At 72.3% G+C, this 25447-nt stretch carries 25 protein-coding genes; 8 read left to right on the top strand and 17 right to left on the bottom strand.

Features of this window, described 5'->3' with window-relative positions; genetic code table 11:
• Positions 1-11: 11 nt before the first annotated feature.
• The 7 genes from Pdca_RS20710 to Pdca_RS20740 are packed head-to-tail and all read right to left on the bottom strand — an operon-like array spanning position 12 to position 6098.
• Positions 12-650, bottom strand: coding sequence for a flavin reductase family protein (locus Pdca_RS20710; protein WP_085913039.1), 639 nt, complete (start codon positions 648-650; stop codon positions 12-14).
• A complete protein-coding gene (locus Pdca_RS20715; RefSeq protein ID WP_085913038.1) occupies positions 640-1713 on the bottom strand; it encodes an ABC transporter substrate-binding protein in 1074 nt (357 codons plus the stop codon). Before Pdca_RS20715 ends, Pdca_RS20710 begins: the two co-directional genes overlap by 11 nt.
• 36 nt (positions 1714-1749) lie before the next feature.
• Positions 1750-2676, bottom strand: a complete 927-nt coding sequence (locus tag Pdca_RS20720; protein WP_085913037.1) for an ABC transporter permease — start codon at positions 2674-2676, stop codon at positions 1750-1752.
• Positions 2673-3449, bottom strand: coding sequence for an ABC transporter ATP-binding protein (locus tag Pdca_RS20725; RefSeq protein ID WP_197719785.1), 777 nt, complete (start codon positions 3447-3449; stop codon positions 2673-2675). The genes Pdca_RS20720 and Pdca_RS20725 overlap by 4 nt, the downstream gene beginning before the upstream one ends.
• On the bottom strand, positions 3434-4243 hold the full coding sequence (locus Pdca_RS20730; protein WP_158092168.1) for an HpcH/HpaI aldolase family protein: 810 nt from the start codon (positions 4241-4243) through the stop codon (positions 3434-3436). The genes Pdca_RS20725 and Pdca_RS20730 overlap by 16 nt, the downstream gene beginning before the upstream one ends.
• Positions 4240-5172: a cupin domain-containing protein gene (locus Pdca_RS20735; RefSeq protein WP_085913034.1), complete on the bottom strand. Its 933-nt coding sequence runs from the start codon at positions 5170-5172 to the stop codon at positions 4240-4242. The genes Pdca_RS20730 and Pdca_RS20735 overlap by 4 nt, the downstream gene beginning before the upstream one ends.
• A gap of 17 nt (positions 5173-5189) precedes the next feature.
• Positions 5190-6098 (bottom strand): DUF6282 family protein, encoded by a 909-nt coding sequence (locus Pdca_RS20740; protein WP_085913033.1) that lies wholly within the window; start codon positions 6096-6098, stop codon positions 5190-5192.
• Between the two features lie 170 nt (positions 6099-6268).
• On the opposite strand from Pdca_RS20740, the gene Pdca_RS20745 reads away from it, so the two are divergent.
• The 6 genes from Pdca_RS20745 to Pdca_RS20770 all read left to right on the top strand — a co-directional run bounded on the left by Pdca_RS20745 (position 6269) and on the right by Pdca_RS20770 (position 12782).
• Entirely contained in the window at positions 6269-7009 is a 741-nt protein-coding gene (locus Pdca_RS20745) for an IclR family transcriptional regulator (RefSeq protein WP_158092167.1), read from the top strand.
• A gap of 148 nt (positions 7010-7157) precedes the next feature.
• Positions 7158-8111, top strand: coding sequence for a carbohydrate ABC transporter permease (locus tag Pdca_RS20750; protein WP_085913031.1), 954 nt, complete (start codon positions 7158-7160; stop codon positions 8109-8111).
• Positions 8108-8959, top strand: a complete 852-nt coding sequence (locus Pdca_RS20755) for a carbohydrate ABC transporter permease (protein ID WP_197719786.1) — start codon at positions 8108-8110, stop codon at positions 8957-8959. The genes Pdca_RS20750 and Pdca_RS20755 overlap by 4 nt, the downstream gene beginning before the upstream one ends.
• Positions 8960-9005: 46 nt before the next feature.
• Complete coding sequence (locus tag Pdca_RS20760) at positions 9006-10343, top strand: ABC transporter substrate-binding protein (RefSeq protein ID WP_085913030.1); 1338 nt, start codon at positions 9006-9008, stop codon at positions 10341-10343.
• A 13-nt stretch (positions 10344-10356) separates the two neighbouring features.
• Positions 10357-11457: an ABC transporter ATP-binding protein gene (locus tag Pdca_RS20765; RefSeq protein WP_085913029.1), complete on the top strand. Its 1101-nt coding sequence runs from the start codon at positions 10357-10359 to the stop codon at positions 11455-11457.
• A 71-nt stretch (positions 11458-11528) separates the two neighbouring features.
• Positions 11529-12782, top strand: coding sequence for an HNH endonuclease signature motif containing protein (locus Pdca_RS20770; RefSeq protein WP_085913028.1), 1254 nt, complete (start codon positions 11529-11531; stop codon positions 12780-12782).
• A gap of 135 nt (positions 12783-12917) precedes the next feature.
• Here Pdca_RS20770 and Pdca_RS20775 read toward each other — a convergent pair whose 3' ends face one another.
• Complete coding sequence (locus Pdca_RS20775) at positions 12918-13904, bottom strand: malate dehydrogenase (RefSeq protein ID WP_085913027.1); 987 nt, start codon at positions 13902-13904, stop codon at positions 12918-12920.
• A 96-nt stretch (positions 13905-14000) separates the two neighbouring features.
• Here Pdca_RS20775 and Pdca_RS20780 point away from each other — a divergent pair, with 96 nt between their 5' ends.
• On the top strand, positions 14001-15170 hold the full coding sequence (locus tag Pdca_RS20780; RefSeq protein WP_085913026.1) for a DUF418 domain-containing protein: 1170 nt from the start codon (positions 14001-14003) through the stop codon (positions 15168-15170).
• Positions 15171-15210: 40 nt separating this feature from the next.
• The gene (locus Pdca_RS20785) at positions 15211-15618 is read left to right on the top strand and encodes a hypothetical protein (RefSeq protein ID WP_085913025.1); all 408 of its coding nucleotides are present in this window, start codon (positions 15211-15213) and stop codon (positions 15616-15618) included.
• Between the two features lie 60 nt (positions 15619-15678).
• Here Pdca_RS20785 and Pdca_RS20790 read toward each other — a convergent pair whose 3' ends face one another.
• The 9 genes from Pdca_RS20790 to Pdca_RS20830 are packed head-to-tail and all read right to left on the bottom strand — an operon-like array spanning position 15679 to position 25245.
• Complete coding sequence (locus Pdca_RS20790; RefSeq protein ID WP_085913024.1) at positions 15679-17112, bottom strand: NAD-dependent succinate-semialdehyde dehydrogenase; 1434 nt, start codon at positions 17110-17112, stop codon at positions 15679-15681.
• Positions 17113-17114: 2 nt separating this feature from the next.
• A complete protein-coding gene (locus tag Pdca_RS20795) occupies positions 17115-17744 on the bottom strand; it encodes a 4-carboxy-4-hydroxy-2-oxoadipate aldolase/oxaloacetate decarboxylase (RefSeq protein ID WP_085913023.1) in 630 nt (209 codons plus the stop codon).
• Positions 17741-18388, bottom strand: coding sequence for an RraA family protein (locus tag Pdca_RS20800; RefSeq protein ID WP_085913022.1), 648 nt, complete (start codon positions 18386-18388; stop codon positions 17741-17743). Before Pdca_RS20800 ends, Pdca_RS20795 begins: the two co-directional genes overlap by 4 nt.
• Entirely contained in the window at positions 18385-19059 is a 675-nt protein-coding gene (locus Pdca_RS20805) for an RraA family protein (protein WP_085913021.1), read from the bottom strand. The genes Pdca_RS20800 and Pdca_RS20805 overlap by 4 nt, the downstream gene beginning before the upstream one ends.
• Positions 19056-20213: an ABC transporter ATP-binding protein gene (locus tag Pdca_RS20810; protein WP_125911496.1), complete on the bottom strand. Its 1158-nt coding sequence runs from the start codon at positions 20211-20213 to the stop codon at positions 19056-19058. Before Pdca_RS20810 ends, Pdca_RS20805 begins: the two co-directional genes overlap by 4 nt.
• The gene (locus tag Pdca_RS20815) at positions 20210-21235 is read right to left on the bottom strand and encodes a DODA-type extradiol aromatic ring-opening family dioxygenase (RefSeq protein ID WP_085913020.1); all 1026 of its coding nucleotides are present in this window, start codon (positions 21233-21235) and stop codon (positions 20210-20212) included. Before Pdca_RS20815 ends, Pdca_RS20810 begins: the two co-directional genes overlap by 4 nt.
• A gap of 28 nt (positions 21236-21263) precedes the next feature.
• Complete coding sequence (locus Pdca_RS20820) at positions 21264-22262, bottom strand: amidohydrolase family protein (protein WP_085913019.1); 999 nt, start codon at positions 22260-22262, stop codon at positions 21264-21266.
• Positions 22263-22309: 47 nt separating this feature from the next.
• Entirely contained in the window at positions 22310-23467 is a 1158-nt protein-coding gene (locus tag Pdca_RS20825) for an ABC transporter substrate-binding protein (RefSeq protein WP_085913018.1), read from the bottom strand.
• Positions 23464-25245 (bottom strand): ABC transporter permease, encoded by a 1782-nt coding sequence (locus Pdca_RS20830; RefSeq protein ID WP_125911497.1) that lies wholly within the window; start codon positions 25243-25245, stop codon positions 23464-23466. The genes Pdca_RS20825 and Pdca_RS20830 overlap by 4 nt, the downstream gene beginning before the upstream one ends.
• Positions 25246-25447 lie beyond the last annotated feature (202 nt).

Genomic DNA, 25447 nt, shown 5'->3' on the forward strand with positions numbered 1-25447 from the left:
GAGCCGGGACATCAGTGGGCCGGGACCTCCAGAGCCACCGGGACCGGGCGCAGCGTCCGGGTCGTCCCGAGCCTGCTGTAGCTGGGCCCCGCGATCCGGGCCGCCGGGTCCAGCGCCGCGGTGTCGATCTTGCCGTTGTCGAGGAGCTCGGCCAGCACGTGGAAGCGCACGATCTCACCGACGGTGAACTCGGCGCCCCCGCGGCCGAACTCGACCGCCCGGGCGAACCGGCACTCCAGCGACACCGGTGCGTGCGCCACCCGCGGCGCCCGCACGACGTCGGCGGGTGCGAGCCGGATCCCCAGCTCGGCCGCCTCGTCGGCGCCGCGGGGCATCGCCCGGGAGCTCTCGTGCACCAGCTCGTGATCGTCCCACCGGGCGATGTTGACGACGTACTCGCCGGTGGCGTGGATGTTGCGGGCGGTGTCCTTGCGTTCGCCGCCGCGCCGCCCGATGTTGATGCCCACCATCGGCGGGTCGTTCGACACCATCGTGAAGGCGCTGAACGGCGCCAGGTTCGGTACGCCCCGCTCGTCGACGGTGCTGACCCAGGCGATCGGCCGCGGGACGACGACGCCGGTCAGCAGCCGGTACGCGGCGGCCGGCTCGAGGTCCGCGGCGTCGATCGTGACCGTCGGATCAGCCGGCATGGCTCGCCGCCTCCGCCCGTACGGCCTCGGCGTCGAAGTCGTTGATGCCCGCGATGAGATCGTCGGTGTACAGGTCGGCGGCGGGCACCTCGGTGCTGATCAGGTCGGCCTTCTGCAGGAACTCGACGTTCGCATCCAGCATGGCCGGGTCGATCGCGCCGTACTCGCCGTCGGGGGCGTCGGCGCCCAGGTTGACCAGCCGCGCCTTCAGCACCGCCACCCCGGAGTCGATCGCCTGCTGCTCGTCGAGCCCGGCCGGCCGGGACTCCGGGCGGGCCCGGTAGAGGATGCGGACGGCGGCCTCCGGGTTCGCCTGGGCGAACACGACACCCTTCGCGATCGCCCGGCCGACCTTCGTGTAGGTCTCGGGATCCGCGTCGAGGTCCGAGGCACGCGCGGCGAGGCCGCCGCTGGTCAGGTTCGCGGCCCCCGGGACGTCGATCGTCCGGAGCGCGATCCCCTGGTTCTCCAGTACCTGGAAGGACGTGTCGAGCAGGGCGACCGCGTCGACCTGTCCGCCGGTGACAGCGGCGGCCTGCTGGCCCCCGGTACCGATCGCGACGAAGTTCACCGAGTCGACCGGGACTCCCGCCTCTCGCAGCCCGACCTGTGCCTGGGTCACCGACACGCTGGACAGCGAGATCGCGCCGACCCGCTTGCCCGCCAGGTCGGCGATGGTGCGGATGTCGGAGTCCTCGGGTACGGCGAGGCCGTAGATGTTGCCCTTGTAGTAGCTCATGAAGTAGCGCAGGTCGAGGTCCTTGCCGTCCTGCCTGCCGATGATCACCGGCTCCGGGCTGACCGCACCCGTCTCGACCTGACCGGTGCCGATCTGCTGGACCTGGGTCGTCCCGGAGTCGACCAGGATGACCTCCATGTCGAGGCCCTCGGCCTCGAAGTAGCCGAGTTCCTCGGAGACGGCGATGCTGGCGACCCCGGCGTTCCAGGTGGGGGTGGCCAGGGTCATGGAGACCTGCTGGGCCGAGGAGCCCGACGAACCGCAGGCCGAGAGCAGGAGTGAGCCGGCGGCGAGGGCCGCAGCCAGCCGGAGGACGTTCTTCATCGATGTACCTCGGGGTTCCGACGGGGAGGTGCTGGATCAGGGGGTGGTGGCGCGGGTGCGGTTGGCCTCGGACCAGAAGGCGAGCCGGTGTCCGGCGAGCACCACCGCGTAGTGCAGGACGAGACCGATCACCGAGAGCACGACCAGCACGGCGAACATCGTCGCGACGTCCAGCGAGGTGTTGCTGGCCATGATCAGGTAGCCCAGGCCCGCCTGGGCGCCGACGAACTCGGCGACGATGGCGCCGATCACCGAGAGCACCACGGCGACGTCCAGCCCGGCGACGATGCTGGGCACCGCGGTCGGGAAGCGGAGCTTGAGCAGGATCTGCCTGCGGGTCGCGCCGAACGAGCGCATCATGTGGATCTGGTCGGTGCTCGTCGCGTTGAACCCGAGCGTGGCGTTGACCAGCACCGGGAAGAACGCGATCAGCGCGGTCGTGACGATCTTCGACTCCATGCCGAAGCCGAACCACACGAGCAGCAGCGGGGCGAGCGCGACCTTGGGGACCGTCTGCAGCACGACGACGATCGGCAGCACGATCTTCTCGGCCAGCGTCGACGACGTCACGAGCACGGCGACCAGCAGTCCGGTGACCACCGCGATCGCGAAGCCGTAGAGGATCTCCTGCAGGGTCACCCAGGTGTGCTCGAGGAACGGGCCGGTCGCGAAGCCCTGGTAGAGGGCCTCGGCGATGCGGCTCGGTGCCGGGAGCAGGATCTGCGAGACACCGAGTCCCCGGACCCCGACCTCCCACAGCACCAGCAGCAGCACGACCGTCCCGCCGGCCAGCAGCCCGCCCGGCAGATCGGAGAGCCGGCGGCGCCCGGTCGCGGATCCGGGCTCGCGGCGGACCGTGCGCGGAGTGCGCTGCGCGGTCGTCGCCGGAGCTGTCCGCTTCCGGGCCGTCCTGCCCTGGGCCGTTCCCTCCCGGGCCGCCCGCTCGTGCGCTTCGGTCCTCATGCCGGCACCCTTTCGGTGTCGTCGAGCAGCTGCCGGATGTGCCCCGCGATCCGCCCGAACTCGGGAGTGTTGACCATGTCGAGGGTTCGCGGCCGGCGAACGTCGATGTCGACGATCTCGGCGATGCGCCCGGGCCGCGGGGTCATCACGACGACCCGGTCTGAGAGCAGCACGGCCTCGGAGATGCTGTGTGTGATGAACAGGACCGTCTTGCGGTCCCGCTCCCAGAGATCGAGCAGGTCCATCGTGAGCTGGTCGCGGGTCATCGCGTCCAGCGCTCCGAACGGCTCGTCCATGAGCAGGATGCGCGGATCGTGCAGCAACGCCCGGGCGATCCCGACGCGTTGCTGCATGCCGCCGGAGAGCTGGTACGGATACCGGTCGGCGAAGTCGGTGAGCCCGAGCATCCCCAGCAGGGTGCGTGCGTGGCCGGTGTCGGCGCGCTTGCGGGCCCGGCCCTGCAGCGCCGAGGGCACCAGGACGTTGTCGAGCACCGTGTGCCACGGCAGCAGCAGCGGCTGCTGGAACACCATGCCCGTCATGGCCTGGATCGAGGTGGCCTCGGCCCGGTACTCGATCGAACCGCCGGTCAGCGGCTCCAGCCCCATGACCAGCTTCAGCAGGGTCGACTTGCCGCACCCGCTGGGACCGACGATCGAGACGAACTCGCCGTCGGCAATCTCGAGATCGAGGTCGTCGACGGCGCGTGTCCCGCCCCCGGCCGGCCCGTAGTGCTTGGTGACGTGCGAGAACGTCATCACCGGTTCTGCCATGCGAAGGCCTCCTCGCCCCCGGGGGTCCGCGCGCCGCTCCCGGCGTCGCGGGCCGCGGTCAGTGCCGCGCGTGCGGCGTCTGCCATGAACGTCGCGTCGTTGCCGCACACGACGAAGTCGTATCCCTGCCGGGCCACGGCGGCCGCCCGGTCCGCACCGCACGCCGTGCCGACCAGCAGACCGGCCCGGCCCGCCGCCGCGCGCACGGTCCCGGCCAGCTCCTCGACCGAGCCCGCCCCGCCGTCGCGCGCCAGGTCCAGCCCCAGGTCGGCGGGGCCGACGAGGACCGCCCCCGGTCCGGCGGCGCAGATCGCGTCGATGTCGCGCACCGCGGCGGCGCTCTCGATCTGGGCGACGGCGAGTGACCGGCCGGCCAGGTACTCGCTGCGTGGCCTGCTCCCCCACCCACCGGCCCGGGAGGTCGCCCCGGATCCCCGGGTGCCTCCGTCGGGCGGGAACCGGGTGGCGGCGGCCAGCGCGCCTGCCGCCGCGGCGTCGTCGACGTGCGGTGCGACGACGCCGTCGGCGCCCGCGTCGAGCAGCCGCGCCACGACCGCGGGCCGGGCCTCGGCGACCCGGACCAGCATCCGCATGCCGAGACCGCTGCCGACGACGATGTGGTTGTAGACCTGCGAGGGGTCGAGCAGCGTGTGCTCGGTGTCGATCACACAGAAGTCGAAGCCCGCGGCTGCCATGATCTCGGTGCTCTCCGGACCGGGGAGCTTGATCCAGGTGCCCCAGGCGGGTCCGTCGGCGACCGCACCGGACCGGTGCAGGGCGCGCGGCGCGCTCATCCGCCGATCCCGCCGGGCGCCGGGTAGTCCTCGGCGTTGAGCACCCATCCGGGACGGGCCGAGAAGTCCTCCCGCGGCCCGGCGAAGATGTCGATCAGCCGGTTCTCCCCGTCGCCGACCGCCTCGGTGGTGTGAACCAGCGGGGGCGGGATGATCGCCAGTGACGGTGAGCCGATGGTCCGGTGCTCGTCGTCGCGCCAGTGCCGCCGGTCGCTGCCCCACGGGGTCCGGACGTGGTGGGTGAAGGTGCCGGTGTCGGCATAGCTGAGTTGCTCGAAGTCGTCGTGGTGGTGCGGGGACAGGCTGGCGGGGTCGCGCGGGCCGGTCCGCGGGTACAGCACGTTCACCATCGCGTGCCGGTTGCGATAGATGCGGCCCATCCGGTCCGGGGAGCGCGGCACCGACGCCACGTCGGGATAGACCCGCAGCGCCGCACCGCCGGCGGGCTCGGGCCACGGCGCGCTCACCGCGGTTGCCGGCGCGGGTTCGCGGTAGTCGTCCGCATTGCAGGCGGCGTCGGCGAGGTCAGCGGCACCGGTGGCGAACAGGCGCACGATCCGTCCCGCGGTACCTGCCCGGACCTCGGTCGCGCCGGGCGGCAGCACGGCGACGGCCTGGCCCCGGGTGGCGGCACTCACCCGCAGCTCACCGGTGCCCGCGGCGAGATCCAGCTCCAGGTCGTCGGTGGTCGCCACGAGGAGAACCTCGTCGTCGTCGCGGCGGTGCAGCACCTCGCCCGCGACGAGCTCGGTGAGGACGAACACGATGTTGCGCGCCCGGACGATCCAGGAGCGGCTGCCCGCGTCCGAGACCGAGGCCGGGGCGAGATCGGCGAAGTCGAGGTACCGGGTCGCGGGTGGCGCGCCGGGGAGGACGGCGGTCGGCGCCGCGGCGAGCTGGGAGCGGGGATCACGCTCGGGGTAGGTCATCGTCGTCTCCGGCCCGCTCAGGACCCGACCGGTGCCGGACGCTCGTCGTCGAGACCGAGCAGGAACGCCGCGTTGCGGCTGGTCACCTGCTTCAGCTCGTCGATGCCCAGGCCGCGGTCGAGCAGCTCGGCACCGACCCGCAGGAATGCGTCGACCGGCATCGGGCGGCCGCGCTGCCCGAGGTCGGACGACAGCACGGTGTGGTCCGGGCCGACCTTACGGATCCAGTCGAGCAGCAGCTGCGGGTCCCACTTGCGAAAACCCATCGGGTCGTACATCCCGACCTCGTGCTCGACGTAGGCCCCGAGCTCGGCGAACTCGACGCACTCGGCGGGATCGGCGTCGATCACGAAGTTCGGGTGGCTGATGATCATCCGGCGCACACCGCGATCGCGGCCCGCCAGGAAGAGCTTGCGCGCCTCGGCCGGGGAGACGTGCCCGGCCGACATGAGCGCGTCGCTCTCCACGATCAGGTCGATGACCTCGTGCACCCCGTCGACGAACTCCCCGTCGGCATCGACCACGTTCACGATGCGGTTCGGAATGTCGATCTCGGACTCGGGGAAGCCGTGGTGGTCGTTCTCGCAGTGGCAGCGGCTGGAGAAGGTCGGGAACCAGACCGCCCGGCCGCCCATCCGCAGGCTCATCGCCACCGCGTAGGGATTGATGCCCCCGACCTGGGCGTTGAGTGCGACGCCGCCGAAGACCGGGGTGCGTACGTCGGTGAGCTCGCGCTTCATCGCGAGCAGGTCCATCACGGTGTTGTGGTGGTGGGACTTCACCAGGATCCCGCGCATGTTCAGCCGCTGCGCGTCGCGGGCCGCCTCCACGTGGTCGAACTCCCTGGCGAACGGGTTCGGACCCGAGTGGCAGTGCAGGTCGACGGCTCCGTCGAGGAGTTCGGCGATCGGGGGGTGGGCCGGCATGGACGATCCCTTCGGACTGCGCGACCCCTCGCAGGGTCGTTGATGTGTTCGCATCGGAGCATGACTGTTCGCATTACGAGTGTCAACGAGTGCGCATGCGACGATCGCCGCAGGTCACTGTTCGTGATATGAACATCGCTAACAGGAAGCGACCAGATTGCGGGGTTCGGATGGCGACCGTGGACATCCAGTCGGTCGATCGCGTCGGCATGATCCTGGGGTTGTTCGGCCCCCACCGGGAGGCGGTCTCCCCCGCCGAGGCGGCCGAGCTGATCGGCCTCAACCGGACGACGACGTATCGGTATCTGAACTCGCTGGTGGCGGCCAACGTGCTGGAGCTGCGACCGGACCGGCTCTACGCACCGGGCCCGATCCTCATGCAGCTCGGCGCCTTCGCCTTCGGACGGCGCGACATCGCAGCGCTCGCCGCGGAGCCGATGGCCGATCTGGCGCGGGCCACCCAGATCACCAGCGTGCTCTCGTTGTGGGGGGCGTCGTCGCCGGTGGTCGCGGTGGTCAGCGAGCCACCGCAGCGGGAGATCGTGGTCACGGTGCGGGTCGGGATGCAGCTGGGCTGGTCGACCGCGCAGAGCCTGATCTTCCACGCGTTCCGGTTCGACGACTCCCGGGTGCACGCCGCGGCACGCGCACTCGACGAGGCCGACCGGGAGCTGCTCCACGACCGGGCCCGGAGCGTCCGCGAGCGCGGACACGCGTCACAGGTCAGCCCGCGCGGGATCGCGGTGCTGTCGGTCCCGGTGCACGACGACCGCGGCATGGCCGCGTCGCTGGCACTGCTGAGCACCCGGGACGTGCTCGACATCGACGACGACAGCGAGTACCTCGCGCAGCTCTCGGCCGCCGCCGACACGATCTCGGCGAGCATGGGGGCGCCACGCCGGGATCGGTGAGCACGGCGGGTGGTCACCCCGGGGAGGTCGCCCGGCATTCACCCGCCCGTGTGAACACCGCAATGTCGGCTCCACCCATGGCTGTCAGGGTCTCCCGGGTCGCAAGGGCGCGGTCACCACCGTGTCCCCCGATCCGCCGCGAGGTCCGATGACGGCCACCACCACCCGCCCCGGCGGGTCCGTACGAGAGCGCCCGCCGGGGCGGCGCCGCCCCCGGCGCCGGTTCACCGGCCGGGACCGGCACGACTTCTGGGTGTTCCTGGCGCTGGTCCTGCCGAACGTCGCGCTGATCATCGCCTTCGCCTACCGGCCGGTGCTGGCCAACCTCCAGTACTCGCTGCTGAACTGGACGCTCGGCTCGCCGACGGCGACCTTCATCGGCCTGGACAACTACGTCCGGTTCCTCACATCACCCTCCAGCGCGACGATCCTGTGGACGACGCTGGTGTTCACCGTCGTCACCGTCGGCGGGTCGATGGTGCTGGGCCTGCTCATCGCGCTCGCGCTGAACCGGCGGGTGCCCGGCACCGGAGTCGCGCGGGCCGCGGTGTTCTCCCCGTTCGTGCTCTCCGGCGTCGGCGTCGGGCTGGTCTGGCTGTTCGTGTTCGACCCGACGATCGGTGTGCTGGGCTCGGTGCTGCGCACGTTCGGCGGCACGGCGCCGGACTTCTTCAACAACCCGACGCTGTCGCTGGTGATGATCTGCGTGGTCTACGTGTGGAAGAACATGGGCTACGCCGCGGTGATCTACCTGGCGGGCCTGCAGTCGATCCCGCGCGACCTGCTGGAGGCCTCCGCACTCGACGGCGCCTCCCCCACCCGGACGTTCTTCAAGGTCGTCCTGCCGCTGCTGTCGCCGACGACGTTCTTCCTGCTGGTCACCAGCGTGCTGAACTCGCTGCAGGCGTTCGACCTGATCCGGATCATGACGCCGCTGGGCCGCGGCACGACGACACTGATCTACGAGGCGTACCTGCAGGCCTTCGGCGGCTACAACCGGGGCGGCTACTCGGCCGCGGTGTCGACGATCCTGTTCGCGCTGCTCGTCGTCTTCACGCTGGTGCAGCTGCGCTGGATGGAGAAGCGGGTGCACTACGCGTGAGCACCCGGGCCCTGTCTCCTCGCAAGCTCGCCGACGCCGCGCTCAGCGCCTACGTGCCGCTGGTGCTCGCGGTGCTCGTCGTGGTGTTCCCGCTGCTCTGGATGGTGTTCTCCTCGTTCAAGCCGCTACCCGAGATCATCACCCAGACGCCGGCGTTGTTCCCCTCCGATCCGACCTGGGCGAACTACGCCACGGCCACCGAGCGGCTGCCGTTCGGCCGGGTGTTCGCGAACTCGGTGCTGGTCACCGTGATCGGTTCGGCGATCAAGGTCGCGCTGGCGGTGCTCACCGCGTACGGGCTGGTCTTCGTCCGGTTCCCGTTCAAGAACGTCATCTTCGCGGGGCTGCTGGTGACCCTGATGGTCCCGCCGCAGGTGTCGCTGCTGCCGAACTACACGCTGATCACCTCGCTCGGCGGCGCCGACACCTACTGGGGGATCATCCTGCCCGGTCTGGGCACCGCGTTCGGGACGTTCCTGATGCGCCAGCACTTCCGGACGCTGCCGCCGAGCCTGCTCGAGGCGGCCGAGCTGGACGGTGCCGGGCACTGGCGAAGGCTGACCCGGGTGGTGCTGCCGGTGTCCGGGCCGACCGTGGCCACGGTCGCGCTGGTCACCATCGTCAACGAGTGGAACGACTACCTCTGGCCGCTCGTGATCGTCTCCCGGCCGGACATGATGACGCTGCCGGTCGGGCTCACTCTGCTGGCCAACGTGGACAACCGCGCCGCGGCCTACGGGCAGCTCATGGCCGGGTCGGTCGCCGTCATCGTCCCGGTCCTCATCGTCTTCATCGCGCTCCAGCGACACATCATCGCCGGGCTCACCCAGGGCGCGGTCAAGGACTGAGTCTCCCTCCCTCGGCCTGCCCACCCCTCGAAAGGAACACCTCGCCATGCGCGCTCCGTCCCTCGACCGGCGCTCCTTCCTGACATTCGCCGGCCTCGCCGGCGCCACCGCGGCCCTCGCGGCCTGCGGCGGCCCCTCCACCTCCGGCGGCGACGGTGACGCCGGAGGCGACATCGACTACTCCGGCGTCCAGCCCGCGAGCGAGATCACCTGGTGGTCGAACAATCCGGGCAGCTCCGAGGAGGTGTCCCGGCAGATCATCGAGCGGTTCCAGCAGCAGAACCCGGGCATCCGGGTCAACCTGGTCACCGCCGGCCAGAACTACGAGGAGATCGCCCAGCGGTTCCAGACCGCGCAGGCCGGCGGCACGCTGCCGGATCTCGTCGTGCTGTCCGACGTGTGGTGGTTCCGCTACTACATGCAGCGCTCGATCGTGCCGATGGACCCGCTGATCGACGCGGTCGGGATCGACACCGGCGACTACCGCGAGCAGCTCATCGAGGACTACCGCTACGACGGGAAGCTGTGGGCGCTGCCCTGGGCCCGCTCGACGCCGATCTTCTACTACAACAAGGCGCACTGGGCCGCCGCCGGGCTGCCGGACCGGGCCCCGCAGACCTGGGCCGAGATGGCCGAGTGGGGCCCGCGCCTGCAGGGCGCCGGCAACGGCACGCAGAACGCGTTCCAGCTCCCGGCGCTGGCCGACTACGCCGGCTGGTCGTTCCAGAACAACCTCTGGGGCGCCGGCGGCGCGTGGAGCGACGAGTGGGACATCACCTGCGACTCCCCCGAGTCGGTCGCGGCGATGCAGTTCCTGCAGGACGCGGTCTACACCGACCGCTGGGCCGGCGTCGCGGGCACCGAGGGCACCACCGACCTCTCGGCCGGTGCGGTCAGCGCCACGATCGGCTCCACCGGCAGCCTGGTGACCGTGCTGGAGTCGTCGAACTTCGACGTCGGAGCCGGGTTCCTGCCGGCCGGGTCGGTGTCCGGACCGGTGTGCCCGACCGGTGGCGCGGGTGTCGGCATCCCGGCCGGGATCGAGCCGGAGCGCCAGCTGGCCGCGGCCACCTTCGCGGCGTTCCTCACCTCGCCGGAGAACACCGTGGCGCTGTCCCAGGCCACCGGTTACCTGCCGATCCGCGAGTCGGCCGACATCTCGCCGCTGCTCGCCGAGACCTCGTTGCGGCAGGTGGCGATCGACCAGCTCGACGTCACCCGGACCCAGGACCGGGCACGGGCCTTCTTCCCGGGCGCCGACGGCGAGATCGCGCGGACCTGCGCGAACATCCTCACCCAGCAGGCCGACCCGCAGGCCGAGCTGGCCACGCTGAAGACCACCCTGCAGGGCATCTACGACGGCGACGTCGCCCCGAACCTGTGATGGGGGACCTCTGATGGCGAGCGTCAGCTACGACAACGCGACCCGGCTCTACCCCGGCTCGGACACCCCGGCCGTCGACGGCCTCGACCTGGAGATCGCCGACGGTGAGTTCCTGGTGCTGGTCGGCCCGTCCGGGTGCGGGAAGTCGACGTCGCTGCGGATGCTCGCCGGGCTGGAGGACGTCGACGACGGCGCGATCCGGATCGGCGACCGGGACGTCACCGACGTCCGGCCCAAGGACCGGGACATCGCCATGGTGTTCCAGAACTACGCCCTCTACCCGCACATGACGGTGGCGGCGAACATGGGCTTCGCGCTCACCAACGCCGGCCGGCCGCGCGACGAGATCGCGCGGCGGGTCGGGGAGGCGGCGAAGATCCTGGACCTGTCGGCGCTGCTGGACCGCAAGCCGCGGGCGCTGTCCGGCGGGCAGCGGCAACGGGTGGCGATGGGCCGGGCGATCGTGCGCGAGCCCGCCGTGTTCTGCATGGACGAGCCGCTGTCCAACCTGGACGCGAAGCTGCGGGTCTCGACCCGCACGCAGATCGCCGGCCTGCAGCGGCGGCTCGGGGTCACCACCGTCTACGTCACCCACGACCAGGTGGAGGCGATGACGATGGGCGATCGGGTCGCCGTGCTCGACCGCGGGGTGCTGCAGCAGTGCGCGACGCCGCGCGAGCTCTACACCCGGCCGGTGAATGCGTTCGTCGCCGGTTTCGTGGGGTCGCCCGCGATGAACCTGGTGACGGTGCCGGTCGCCGGGGACTCCATCCCGCTCGGCGGGGTCTCGATTCCGCTGCCGCGCGCCTCGCTCTCCGGGACCGCGCGGTCCGGCTCGGTGACGGTCGGGATCCGGCCGGAGGACCTGCGACCGGCCGGCGCGGGCGTGGACGGGCTGGAGGTCGTGGTGGACGTCGTCGAGGAGCTCGGCGCAGACGCCTACGTCTACGGCACGCTGCGCGGCAGCCCCGGCGCGGTTACCGCGGACGGCACCACGCTGATCGCGCGGGTGGACGCGCGCACCCCGCCGGAACGGGGCGCGACGCTGCGTCTGGTGCCGGATCCGGAGCGGACACATCTGTTCGACGGGACGACTGGGACCCGGCTGGCCTGACCGTCCGGGAGGCGCCCGAGCATTTCGAACATCTGTTCGACACAAAGCCTCGGACCAGCTATGATCGAGGCATGACCGCGGTCCACGACCCGCCCCTGCCGGACATCTCCGGGAGTCCGGCGTTCCCGCACGCCGACCTGGCGCTGGTGCAGCTGTCGGTCGAACTGGCGGCGCACGCCGAGCCCGCGGGGAGCGGCGAGGCCGAGCTGATCGACCAGATCGCGCAGCTGCAAACGCTGCAGAACTCGATCGCCGCACTGCAGACGGCGCGCATCCGCGCGTTCGCCCGCGCCCATGTGGCCGGGCGGACGGCGTCGGGGCACGTGGAGCCGGAGAAGCTCGACCGCAGCGTGCGCGCACAGGTCGCGCTGGCGACCCGCACATCCCCGACGGTCGCGGCGACCCGCTTCCGAGTCGCGCGGGACCTGCACGACGGGCTCGACCTCGTCCGCGCGCTACACGCGGCCGGCGAGCTGAGTGCCGACGCCGCCGCGGCGGTCGCGGCGGCCACCGATCACCTGGACCGGGCCGGGCGGACCGAGGTGGATCGCCGGCTCGCCGCCCACGACCTGACCCGCCTGGGGCTCGGCCGGATCCGCGATCTCGCCCGCTCGATCGCCGCGCAGGTCGCACCGCAGCAGTTCCGCGACCGCGCAGTGCGGGCCCGGGCCGAGCGACGGGTCACCGTCCGTCCGGCGCCGGACGGCATGGCCTACCTATCGGCCTACCTGCCCCTGGAGCAGGCGGTCAGCTGCCTCGCCGCGCTGAACCGGGCGCACACCGAGGCGTCGGTCGCCCCGGAGCCGCTGACCCGCGGGCGCGGCCAGTTCGCCGCCGACACGCTTGTCGAGCGGCTCACCGGTGCCGCGCACGCCGGCGAGACCGACCTCCAGCTGCAGGTGCTGGTCCCCCTGGAGCTGCTCGTCGACCCCGACAGCCCGCTCCCGGTCGAGATCCCGGGCTACGGCCCGGTCCCCGCGGACCTCCTGGCCACGGCCCGCGGCCGGCTCAGCTGGCGCCGGCTGGTCACCAGGAGGGGCACCGTCGTCGGCGGGGAGTCCCGGCAACGCTGCTTCACCGGCCTGCTCGCCGAGATCATCCGGGCCCGGACCCGGAACCGGTGCGCCGAGCCCTACTGCGACGCGCCGATCCGTCACATCGACCACATCCGGCGCGTCGCCGACGGCGGCGTCACCGACCTCGACACGGGGCGCGGCGTCTGCGAGTTCCACAACCACGTCCGCGAGCAGCCCGGGTGGGCGGTCGAACACACACCCGGCGGCATCACCACCACCACGCCCACCGGGCACACCCACCCGGCGTGAGCTGCCTGGTGTGGAGCGGCCAGGAACGCACCGGCACCAACGCCGACCTCCCCGGGGTGCGTGAGCCGGAGACCACTCGGCCGCGACCACCCACCAGGGGTGATCGCGGCCGGTGTACGGGTCAGCGGTGACGGATCAGAGCAGGCCGAGCTTCTGCACGGCGTCGCGCTCCTCGCCCAGCTCGGCGACGCTCGCGTCGATCTTCGACCGGGAGAACTCGTCGATCTCCAGACCCTGGACGATCTTCCACTCGCCGTTCTCGGAGGTGACCGGGAACGAGGAGATGAGGCCCTCGGGGACGCCGTAGGAACCGTCCGACGGGATCGCGGCGGAGGTCCAGTCGCCGGCCGGGGTGCCGTTGACCCAGTCGTACACGTGGTCGATGGCGGCGTTGGCGGCCGACGCCGCGGAGGACGCGCCCCGGGCCTCGATGATCGCGGCACCGCGCTTGGCGACGGTCGGGATGAAGTCGTTCTCCAGCCACTCCCGCTCGACCTGCTCGGCAGCGATCTTGCCGCCGACCTCGGCGTGGAACAGGTCCGGGTACTGGGTCGCCGAGTGGTTGCCCCAGATCGTGAGCTTGGTGATCTCGTCGAGGCCGACGCCGAGCTTCTTGGCGAGCTGGGCCAGCGCACGGTTGTGGTCCAGGCGGGTCATCGCGGTGAACCGGTCGGCCGGGACGTCCGGCGCGGCGGCCTGGGCGATCAGGGCGTTGGTGTTGGCCGGGTTACCGACGGCCAGCACGCGGATGTCGCTCGCGGCGCCGTCGTTGATGGCCTTGCCCTGCGGGCCGAAGATCCCGCCGTTGGCCTCGAGCAGGTCGCCCCGCTCCATGCCCTTGGTACGCGGGCGGGCGCCGACCAGCAGCGCGACGTTGGCGCCGTCGAAGGCGGCCTTCGCGTCGTCGTAGATGTCGATGCCGCGCAGCAGGCCGAAGGCGGAGTCGTCGAGCTCCATCGCGGTGCCCTCGGCGGCCTTGACGGCCTGCGGGATCTCCAGCAGGTTCAGCTTCACCGGGGTGTCGGACCCCAGGAGCTGACCGGAGGCGATCCGGAAGAGCAGCGCGTAACCGATCTGGCCAGCGGCTCCGGTGACGGTGACGGTAACTGGGGTAGCAGACACGAGCCGGACCCTAGCCCTGTGCGCCCCGGATCGCCGCGACGGGGAGCACAGGGATCGCTCCAGGTGTCCGGAACCACACCCGGTAGCGTCCGCCGGGTGCGTGCGCTCCCGGTGGCGAGGCGTTCCCCGGCCCCGGACCTGGCCCGCGGGGCCGCCCTGTTGTTGATCGCGGTGGCGAACGCGCACACCTTCGTGCACGACCGCGGCATCGGCGTGCGCGGCTACCCGCAGGATCTGGCCGGCGCCGACGCCGTGCTCGCCGCCGTGCAGCTGCTGCTGGTCGACGGCCGCGCCTATCCGCTGTTCGGCGTGCTGTTCGGCTACGGCATCGCGATGCTCGCGCGCCGCCGCACCGAGTGGGGGCAGATCGCCGGGGAACCGGTCGTCGCGCTGGTCCGGCGCCGTGGCGCGGCGCTGTTCGGGATCGGGTCGGCGCACGCGATTCTGCTGTGGTCCGGTGACATCGCCGCCGCGTACGGGCTGCTGGCGATACTGCTGGCCGGCCTGCTGGTGCGCGGGAGCACGGTCGCACTGGTGAGCACCGCCGTCGGGACGATCGCCGTCAGCTGCCTGCTGTACCTGCCGGTCGCGACGACCAGCGCCGACGTCGCGTCCGGCACGCCGTCGACGGTCACCGACTCGGCCACTGCGGCCGCCACGGCACGGTTCGGCGAATGGCTGTTCGGGTTCCTCCCGATCAACGCGCTCGCGCTCGCCGGCGCGGTCGCGATCGGAGTGCTGCTGGCCCGGGCGGGCTGGCTGGACGACCCGGTCCGCTACCGCAGGCAGCTGGCCCGCACCGCCGCTGCGGGGATCGGGGCCGGGGTACTGGGTGGGTTGCCGCTCGCGCTGGTCGCGGCCGGGATCTGGGCACCGGGCACGGCCGCGGGCCTGCTCGCCGGGCCGGTGCAGGCACTGTCCGGGTACGCCGCCGGGGTCGGGTACGCGGCCGCCGCCGGGCTGATCGCGGCCCGGTGGGCCGGGCGTGGCGGGCCGGGGCCGCTGGGCGCGGCGCTGCTGGCCACCGGGCAGCGGTCGCTGTCGGCCTACCTCGCCCAGTCGATCGCGTTCGTCGCGCTGTTCCCGGCGTGGACGCTCGGGCTCGGCTCGGGGCTCCCGGTCTGGGCGGCCACCCTGTGCGGGGTCGGGGTGTGGGCGGTGACGGTGCTGGTGGCCACCGCATCGGACCGGGCCGGTCTGCGCGGCCCGGCCGAGACACTGCTGCGCGCTCTCACCTACGGCCGCGGCGCACGATCCGCGGCCTGAACACGCCGCAGCCGGCTCCGGAGGCGCTACCGTCCGGGGTGTGGGCGAGGAGCGGGAGCGGTTCCCCTGGCAGGGCGCACCGGGCTGGTCCGGGGTGGATCCGGGACAGCACCCCCCGCACGCGCCGATGCCGGGGGCGCCGCCGTACCCGGCCCGGACCGCCCCCGAGCCCGCCGGGCCCGCGGCGCCGGCCGGTGCGGGTCCGGTGCTCGCCCGCTGCATCGCCGCGCCCGCCGGCTGGGTCGCCGTCGCCCTGCTGATCGCCGCCGTGACCGGGGTGGCCTCCTGGCCGTTGCGCGGGCTCGCGCTCGCCCTGCCGTGGCTGGTCGGCTCGGCCGTGCTGGTGTTCCCCGCGCGCCGCGGCGCCGGGCCCGGAATGCTGGTGGCGCTCGCGTTCGGGCCGTTCTGGCTGCTGCACGCGCTGGCGGTCGGTCTGCTCGGCTGGTGAGGCCCGGCCGGCGGGGACGGGTGCGGACGTCGGCCTACGCCTGCACCGCCCCGATCGCGGTCAGGCCTCGCTGACGAGCTTGCTGAACAGGTAGTCGTCCACCCCCTCGGTTCCGCCCTCCGATCCGTACCCGCTCGCCTTGATCCCGCCGAACGGAGTTTCCGGCGCGGTCAGCATGAAGTGGTTGACCGCGAGCATCCCGGCCTCGATGCCCTCCGCCACGGCGTGCGCGGTGGACCGGTCCGCGGTGAACGCGTAGGAGGCCAGCCCGTACGGGACCCGGTTCGCCGCGGCCAGCCCCTCGTCGAGATCGCCGAAGGGCACCGCGACGGCCAGCGGGCCGAACGGCTCCTCCCGCATCACCCGGGCCTGCGGTGCGACGCCGGTCAGCAGCGTCGGCTCCCAGAAGTGGCCACCGGCACCGGGCACCGGCCCGCCGCCGGCGGCGATCTCGGCGCCGTGCTCCACCGCGTCGGCGACCAACGCGGCCATCGCGGGCGGGCGCCGCACGTGGGCGAGCGGCCCCATCGTCGTGGCCGGGTCCAGCCCGTCGCCGGGGCGGACCGTCCCGATCGCGGCGGCGAACCGGTCGGTGAACTCGTCGTACACCCCGGACTGGACGAGGAACCGGGTTGGCGCGATGCAGATCTGACCCGCGTTGCGGAACTTCGCGAGCACCGCCAGCCGGACGGCCTTCTCCAGGTCGGCGTCGTCGAACACCAGCACGGGGGCGTGCCCGCCCAGCTCGAGGGTCACCCGCTTCACGTCCTCGGCCGCCAGCGCCGCGATCTGCCGCCCGACGGCGGTCGAGCCGGTGAAGGTGACCTTGCGGATCTGCGGGGACCGGATCAGCCAGGTCGACACCGCCGCCGGGTCGCCGAACACCACCGACAGGACTCCGGGGGGTAGTCCGGCCTCGACCAGGGCACCGGCGAGCGCCAGCGCGGTGGCCGGGGTCTGCTCGTCCGGCTTGATCACCATGGTGCAGCCCGTGGCGAGCGCCGCCCCGATCTTGCGGGCCGGAATGGTGATCGGGAAGTTCCACGGGGTGAAGGCCGCGACCGGACCCACCGGCTTGCGCAGCACCAGCTGCCGCACGCCCGGAGTCCGGGCCGGGACCACCCGGCCGTAGACCCGCCTGCCCTCCTCGGCGAACCAGTCCAGGATGTCCGCGGCGCCGCGCACCTCCACGGTCGCCTCGGCCACCGGCTTGCCCTGCTCCAGGGTGGTGGCCCGGCCGATCTCGCCGGCTCGTTCGCGGAGCAGATCGGCGGCCCGGCGTAGCACCCCGTACCGGTCGTAGGCGGGGGTCGCCGCCCAGCCGGGGAACGCCGTGGCGGCCGCCTCGCACGCCTCGTCCAGATCGTCGTCGGTGGCGAGTGGCAGCTCGCCCACGGCGGCGCCGGTCGCCGGATTCACGACCGGCCGCACCGCCCGCCCGCCGCCGCTGCGCGGTGTGCCCGCCACCAGCAGGGACAGCTCCGGATAGTCCATGCTCACGCCTTCCGGGTCGGTCGTGGGAGATCGAGGAGATCGACGGTCAGCTCGCCGGCCCGCAGCCGCTCCAGGTATCCGGCCTCGGTGCGCACCCGTTCCCGGGCGGCGTCGAGCACCGCGGGCAGCCGGTCGGCGGGCAGCACCACGACGCCGTCGCCGTCGGCGAGGACGAGATCGCCGCGGGCGACCCGGACCCCGCCGAGGCTGATCGGGTCACCGACGCCGCCCGAGTCCCGCTTGACGGTCCCGGCCAGCGCGACCGTGCTGCTCCAGACCGGGAACCCGAGCTGTTCGAGCCGCGCGGTGTCCCGCACCCCGCCGTCGATCACCAACCCGCGTATCCCCCGGCAGGCCGCGGCGACGGCGAGCACCTCGCCCCAGTAGCCGTGCGGCGCACCCGCCGCGTCGACGACGAGCACGTCGCCCTCCCCGGCGAGCTCCACCGCCAGGTGCAGCGGGAGGTTGTCACCGGCCACCGCGCGGACCGGGAACGCGGTACCGGCGACCGTGGCGCCCGGCCAGACCGGACGCATCCGCGGGGGCAGCACGATCTGCTCGCCGGAGGCCTCGGAGACCGTGGCGGTGCCCAGCTCGATCAGCTCGGCGTGCGGGATCGGCCGGCCGGTCACCGGGACGCCTCCTGACGCTGCAGCAGGTGGTAGCCGTGCCGGCGGCGGGCGGCGGCCAGGCTGCTCCCGGCCAGTACGTCGGCCAGGATCGCGTCCTCGCTCGCGGTGATCGCGGCGCAGATCTCGCCGATCCGGTCCTCGACCTCCCGTGGGACCGCGACGATCCCGTCGGCGTCACCGACGAGCAGGTCACCGGGACGCACCTGCACCCCGCCGACGCCGACCGGACCGCCGACCTCGGCGACCTCCACCCGGTCCTTGCCGGTGCGCGGGAACCGCCCCCGGCTGTACAGCGGGTAGCCCGCACCGAGTGCGCGCTGCACGTCCCGGCAGACCCCGTCGATCACGGTGCCGCCGATCCCGCGGTCGGCGGCCATCGCGGTGAGGATGTCGCCCCACACCGTGCAGTCGGTGCGACCGCCGTTGTCGAGCACGACGACCTCGCCCGGTCCGACGTCGTCGAGATAGTCGCCGACCGTCCCCGGTGGGAACCCGGCCGGGACGTAGCGGACGGTGAACGCCCGCCCGCACAGCCGCACGCCGTCGGCGATCGGCGCCAGCCCGAGCAGTGCGCCCGGCCGTCCGATCCGGTCCAGCGCGTCGGAGATCGTCGCCGCGGAGTACCCGGCGAGCGGGTGGATCATCGATCGGCCTCCTCGACCGTGGGGAACCTGCTGTCGTGCATGACGTCGGTGACCGGGCGTCCGGCGCCGACCGCCGCGGCCATCGCGGTCTCCCGCTCGACGATCCGGTCGGCCAGGTCGAGCACCCGGCCGGCGTCCGCCGCCGGGATGAAGACGACTCCGCTGCGGTCGGCGAGGACCAGGTCGCCATCGGCCACGTCGACCCCGGCGACCCTGATCGGCCCGCCCATCGCGACCTGGACGATCCGGCCGCGTGCACTGACCGGGACGACGGCTCGGCCGAACACCGGGAATCCGTGCTCCTCACACTCCGCGATGTCGCGCATCGCGCCGTCGACGACCACCCCGGAGATCCCCCGGTGGGCGGCGGCGACGGTGAGGATGCCGCCCCAGCAGGAGACGTCGAGCCGGCCGCCGTTGGCGATCACCAGGACGTCCCCCGCGCCGGCGGCCCCGATGGCCTCGGCCGCGATGTGCCGAGCGGGCCCACTCGACGACGGCGGCCCGGCGAGCACCGTCCGGACCCGGCCCGCGACCGGCTCGGACACCGGCCAGAGCGGGCCGATGCCGGTGGTCGCACCGGGCAGCCCGAGCGTGTCCAGCGCGTCGGAGACGGCGCAGCTGTCGAGCCCCGGCAACCGGGTGAGCGGATCGGTCTCCCGGCCGCTCATCCGGCGATCACCTGGCTGGGCCGGTACTGGCCGGCACCGGTGCCGAAGGTCTCGGCGGGTAGTGGGACGACCCGCTCGGGCGGAACCGCGAGGTGCACCTCGCGGCCCGGTGCCAGGTCGTCCGGGCCGAACCGGCCGGTGTCGCTCTCGTCGACCTGGGCGCGCACCGGTACCCCGCCGAGATCGACCAGCACCCGCAGGCAGCTGCCGAGGTAGGTGCAGGACCGGACCCGGCCCGGCAGCCGCCGGGCGGCGTCGGGTCCCGGCCGCTCGACCCGGACGTGTGCGGCGCGGAAGGCCACCACCACCCCGGTCCCGGGCGGCCCCGGTGGCTCGCCCGCGACCCGCACCGTCGCCGTCGTCCCGGCGACGACGACCGTGTAGCCACCGGCGACGGAGTCCCCGACCGAGCCGGTCAGGATGTTCTGGAACCCCATGAAGTCGGCGACGAACGCGCTGACCGGCCTGGTGTAGAGCTCCCGCGGGGAGCCGACCTGCTCGATGAGGCCCTTGTTCATGACGACCACGCGATCGGCGAGCGCGATGGCCTCCTCCTGGTCGTGGGTCACGTACACCGAGGTGGTGCGCATCGACTCGTGCAGCTCACGCAGCTGGGTCCGCATGGACAGTCGGAGCTTGGCGTCCAGGTTGGACAGGGGCTCGTCGAACAGCATCAGGGTGGGCCGCCGGACCATCGCCCTGGCCAGCGCGACCCGCTGCTGCTGCCCACCGGACAGCGACGTCGCCATCTGGTCGGCCCGGTCGGACAGGCCGACCCGTTCGAGCATCTCCAGCACCTGGGTCCTGGCCTGCGCCCGCGGCACCTTGGCCAGCTTGAGCGGGTAGCCGACGTTGCCGCCGACCGTCATGTGCGGCCACAGCCCGTAGCTCTGGAAGACCATCCCGATGTCGCGCTTGTCCGGCGGGACGAACGTCGACTCCTGCTCGGAGTAGACGGCCCGCCCCGCGATGGTGATCTCACCGCGGGTCGGTACCTCCAGCCCGGCCAGGCACCGCAGGGTCGTCGTCTTGCCGCACCCGGACGGGCCGAGCAGCGTGACGAACTCGCCCGCGGCGATGTCCAGGTCCAGGTGTTCCACGGCCTTCGCCCCGTCGAACTCCTTCACCAGCCCGCTGATCCTGACGCTGCTCATGTGTGTGCTCCTTCCGCCCAGGTCACGAAGCCCATGCCGCAGCCGGTGCCCGCCTCCGAGCGGTAGCAGGGCTGATAGTCGACGACCCGCGCCCGCAATCCGGTCCCCGAGGTCGCACCGGCGACGACGATCCAGTTCCGCAGCTCCGAGGTGCCCGCCCGGAGCACCTGCGCGGGCAGCTCCCGCAACACGTCCTCGTCGCCGGTCACCAGCGCGTCCAGGAAGCGGCGGTCGAGTTCCTCGTCGACGACGAAGTGGCTCAGCCCGCCGGAGGCGACCAGCCCGACCCGGATGTCCGGCGGAAACGACCGGATCGCCGCCCCGAGCGCGATGCCGAAGTCGTGGCAACGCCGGGCACCGGGCGGGTTCGGTTCCCAGAAGGTGTTGACGAACACCGGCACGAACGGGATGTCGGCGTCCCCGCCGAGCACCTGCTGCAGCACGAAGCCCCAGCCGTGCGGGATGCCGTGGTCGCCGTAGCGGCCGGCGGGCAGCGTCCCGGACGCCCCGGGATCGAACCCGGCGGCGCTGGTCTCCCGGATCAGGTGCAGCGCCAGCTCCTGGTGGCAGCGCCGGACCGTGCTCGTCTCCGGGACGTTCGCGATCTCGGCCTCGGCCAGGCCGGGAGGCATGGCGTCGAGCGCGTCCTGATCGAACGGTTCGTGTGCGACGGTCTCCCCCCAGTAGACGGCGAACTGCGGCAGCAGCTCGTCGGTGAAGGTCTCCTTGTGGTCGCTGGAGACGATGACCAGAACGTCGACACCGGATTCCCGCACGAACCGGCCGAGCTCGTCGATCGCAGCCCGGGAGCGCCGGTGCCGCTCGGCCTGGTGGGCGGGTTCCAGTTCGGCGGCGAACGACGTGTCCCGCAGCAGTACGAGATCGTCGAACCCGTGCTCCTCCCCCTGGTAGACCAGCGTCGGGTTGCGCCGATCGGCCACCGCCCGGCGGCCCCACCCGGCAGGCGGGAGGGTCAGCTGGGGTGCGTGCGAGGTGCCGATGCCCAGTGCGATCCGTGCCATCTGTCGTCGCCTCTCCTTCCCGGTCGTCTCAGATGCGGAACAGCTCGCGGGCGTTCGACTCGAACAGCTGTTTACGCTCGCCGTCGCCGAGCCAGTCGATGTCGTCGATCAGCAGGTGGATGTCGTCGATCCAGCGCCCCGTCTCCGGATCGACCATCGATCCGGTGCCCGGCTTCTCGGTGCCGAACAGGCAGCGGTCCACCCCGACGGCGCGCAGCAGCAGCTCGATGGAGTCCCGGCTGTAGAGGCAGGTGTCGTAGTGCAGCTTGCGGAGCTGCTCGGCGAAGGTGGTGCCCTTGCGCAGCGCGCCCGGCCCGAAGCGGCCGCGCTGGTACGGGATCGCGCCGCCGCCGTGCGACACGATGATCTTGAGATCCGGGAAGTCGTCGAACACCGCCGAGTTCAGCAGGCCGATGACGGCGAGCGTCTCCTCCTGGATGAAGTGCAGGGAGTAGGTCTCCCTGGCGGGCGGACGGCATCCCGCCGAGTGGATGAGCAGCGGCACGTCGAGCGCGCAGGCCGCCTCCCAGACCGGGTACCAGTAGCGGTCGCCCAGCGCAGGCGGCTGTGCGCTGCCCTCGTGCGGGTCGGGATTGAGCATCCCGCCGACGAATCCGAGCTCGGTGACGCACCGGTGCAGCTCGGCCGCCCACCGGGCCGGGTCCAGCTCCGGGCTCTGCGGGAGACCGGCGACACCCCGGAACCGGTCCGGCTCCAGCCGGCAGGTGGCCGCGATGACATCGTTGGTCTCGGCGGTGAACCACTCGACGAGCCGGCCCTGCTCGCTGTGCATCATCTGGTAGGGCCGCGGCGAGATCAGCTGGACGTCCACCCCCGCCTCGTCGAGGTGATCGAGGTGGGACCGGTTCCCGAAACTCTTGTTCGGGGTGGTGAGCGCGGCGCGCAGGGTCTCGTCGGTGACCCCGGCGCCGCCGCGCCCGTGCGCACCGCGGTGGGCGAGCAGTCCTGCCTTGTAGGCGTAGAGGGACTCGGGTGCGCTGAGGTGACCGTGTACGTCGATCTTCATGGATCCTCCAGGGAGGGGTCGTTCGGGGCGGACGGCGCCGGCGGGGTTCAGCCGGCCGCTCCCCAGGCCGCCTGGACCCGGGCGAGGTTCGACGAGGTGATGTCACCGACGTCGGCGAGCGGGAAGTGCTTGAGCAGGTCCAGCTCGTCGACCGAGGGGTAGCCGCCGGGAGCCGAGCTGCCGGGCATCAGCGGGAAGTAGCCGACCTCGCCGGCCGCCTGCTGTGCCTCCGGGGTGAACAGCCAGGTGATCAGCAGCTTCGCCGCATCGGGATTGGGCGCCCCCTCGATCAGCGCGAGGTAGTGCGGGGAGATGTGCACGCCGCCCTCGGTCGGGAAGACGAACTCCACCGGCGCGCCCTGCTCGGAGTCGCGCAGAAAGAAGCTGTAGGGATAGAACGGATTGATCGCGTGCTGCCCGGCGGCGACCGCGTTGCCCGCCACCGGAGCGCTCGCCTGGGGTGCGATCTGCTGGCCGGCGAGCCCCTCCAGGAAGGCGTCGTCGTAGCGTTCGTCCCAGATGAGATGGCTCAGCGTCCCGAACGCGCCACCGAACTTGGTGGTCTCGTCGGAGGTCATCATCCCGGTGTAGGCGGGATCGAGCAGGTCGTTCCAGCCCTTCGGGGCCTGCTCGGCGGGAAGCAGGTTCGTGTTGTAGGCGATGCCGAACGCGCTGCCGGATGCCGCGGCCGCGTGGCCGCCCTCGTCGGAGAATCCCGGGTCGAGCTCCTCGGCCGTCACCGGGCGGAACTCGGCGTAGCGGCCCTGGTCGATGTGCGCGGTCACCGAGGTGTCCCCGGCCTGCACCATGTCCGCCACATGCTGGCCGCTCGCGAACTCGGCCTGGATACGCCCGTCGAACTCCGGCCCGAGCAGATACACCCCGGTCACGTCGATACCGGGGAACCGCTGCGCGAACATCGCGTAGAGCGGCTCCTTGTCCCGCTCCCCCGGCCCGTAGATCGTGACCGACGTGCGCCCGGACTCGGTCGCGGCCGCATACAGCGCCTGCATCTCGGCCACCGCTTCCTCGCCACCGAGCGCCTCGGCGGCAGCGGCGTCGACGGTCCCCTCGCCGGCCGCGCCGACCGCGGCGTCGCCGGAGGCGGGATCGGTCGCTCCCCCGCCGCAGGCGGCCAGTGTGAGAACTGCGGCGCACACGAGCGCGCCGAGCGACAGCTGCCTTCTCCTCGTCAGCGTGGTCATCTCCGGGGTCCTTCCGTGTGGGTGGTGCCGGGGATGCCGGCGGCGACGTCGTGCGGGTCCGGGGCCCCGCCGCCGGGTGGCGGTGGGTGCGCGGGGTCGTCAGGAGGTGCGGTGGCCGCCGTGGGCGCCGGGCCGAACCGGCGACGCAGCAGACGCGCCCCGCCGCCCATCACCACCAGCCCGACCAGCAGCGCGGCGAGCACGATGGTGAACAGCGCCGCCGCCCGCGACGCCTGTCCCTGCGTGTAGAGCTCGTAGACCAGCAGCGGGACCGTCGGGTTCTGCGCAGAGGACAGCAGGATCGGGATCGCGAGGTTCCCGGAGATCACGATCGCGACGACGAACCAGCCGGCCAGGAAGCTCGGCATGATCAGCGGCAGCACGATCCCGGCGAACATCCGCAGTGGCGAGGCACCGCTGACCCGCGACGCCTCCTCCAGCTCCCGGGTGATCTGCCCGACCGCGGGCTGGACCGCCCTGGTCGCGATCGGGATGGCGGTGACCACCAGACCGGTCATCACGACCACCACCGACCCGTAGAGGTTGCGCAGCCCGGGGATGCTCACGTACATCCAGGCCATCCCGAGGCCCAGCACCACCCCGGGCACCGCCCAGGGCAGCCAGGTCAGCAGGTCGAGGACCCGCCGCCAGCGCGACTCGTTGTGCGCGATGGCGTAGACCACCAGCAGGGCGAGCGCCATCGCGATCAGGCCGCCCACCAGCGCCACCAGCAGGGTGGTGCGCAGTGCGGTGACCGTGCTCGGGTCGCTGAGCAGCTGCTCGTAGTTGGTCAGCGAGTACACGGTGCCGCCGAAGAACGGTTGCAGACTGCCCAGGACCAGCTGCAGCAGCGGGAGCAGGATCGCGAGCAGCAGGTAGACGGCGATGAAGGCGGTGCCGGCCCAGCGCCACGGGCCGATGTTCCAGACCTCGGTGCGGTAGCTCTTGCCGGACACCGTGGTGTAGTTGCGCCTGCCCAGCACTTTCCACTGGATCGCCACCAGAGCCATCACCACGACGACCAGCAGCAGCGAGAGCGCGCTGGCCCCGCCGTAGTTCGCCGGCGTCATGTTCGTGATCTGTCCGTAGATCTGGGTGGAGAACACGTCGATCCCAGCGGGGGTGCCCAGGAACAGCGGGACGTCGAACGACTCGAGGCCGATCACGAAGCTGAGGATCACGACACCGGTGATGGCCGGGGCCAGCACGACCAGGTCGATGCCGAGCAAGGTGCGCAGCCGGCCGGCCCCCGAGACCTGCGCGGCCTCCTCCAGGCTGCGGTCGATGGCCCGGAACGGCCCGAGTAGCAGCAGGTAGCTGAAGGCGGCGCCCTTCACCGTCGAGACCAGCAACAGTCCGGCCCACGAGTTGGCGTCGAAGAGCACGCCGTCGGTGCCGGCGAGGCTCCGCCAGGTCGTGTTGAGCAGCCCGGTGGTGGCGTTGCCCAGCATTCCCCAGCTGATCGCGTAGAACAGCGGCGGCAGGGCGACGACCAGCACCATCGCCGCTGTCACCACACCGCGCAACGGGGTGTTCGTGCGGGTGACGAGGAAGGCGAGCAGCAGCGCGACGACGGTGGAGAGCAGTGTCCCGCCACCGGCGAGCAGGATCGAGTTCTGCAGCGTGGAGTACGACGCGGGATCGGTGTAGGTGGTCCGGAACGCCTCCAGCGACCACTGCGCCGGGAGCCCCGGCGGTGCGTTCCGGAACGCACCGATCACCAGCATCCCGATCGGTACGGCGAACAGGAACCCGCAGACCAGGATCAGCGGGAGCATGCCCCGCGCGGTGGTGAACGGACCGGTGCTCGGCCGGCGGGTCCGCCGTGCGGTCACCACGACCGAACCCCCGGGGCGGACGACGCGACGTCGGTCATGAGGCTCCTCACCGTTGGTTCGCCGTGGATCTCCACCACCGGTGCAACCCGGGAGTGTGACGCAGGACGCTAGAGCACAATTCGCCCAAGGGAACCTGACCACG

Source organism: Pseudonocardia autotrophica, assembly GCF_003945385.1.
GTDB lineage: Bacteria > Actinomycetota > Actinomycetes > Mycobacteriales > Pseudonocardiaceae > Pseudonocardia > Pseudonocardia autotrophica.